Here is a 236-nt window from a genome sequence, read left to right as displayed (position 1 = left end):
CCAAGATCGAGCCAGAGTGCGCCGATCAGCGCCTCGAGCACATCGGCGGCAATATTGTCGCTATGCCGTCCGCCGTCGCCGATCGCCTGGCTGCCGAAAAGGACATGCGCGTTGAGGTCCAGCCCTTGAGCGATCCGTGCGCAGGTTTCGCCCGACGCGAGCGCATGAAGACGTGACGAAAGCTCGCCCTCGGCAGCCTTTGGAAAACGGCGGAACAATTCGGACGCGATGACGAG

At 63.1% G+C, this 236-nt stretch carries 1 protein-coding gene; it reads right to left on the bottom strand.

The genetic code is table 11. From position 1 onward, the window contains the following. On the bottom strand, nucleotides 1–236 hold a 236-nt coding region (locus RYX56_RS26860; RefSeq protein ID WP_317124497.1), incomplete at both ends, for a ribonuclease III domain-containing protein.

The organism is Alkalihalophilus lindianensis (genome assembly GCF_032843265.1).
Lineage (GTDB): Bacteria > Bacillota > Bacilli > Bacillales > Bacillaceae_D > Alkalihalophilus > Alkalihalophilus lindianensis.
The sequence above is the reverse complement of the archived record's forward strand: the minus strand, read 5'-3'. Positions and strand labels throughout refer to the sequence as shown.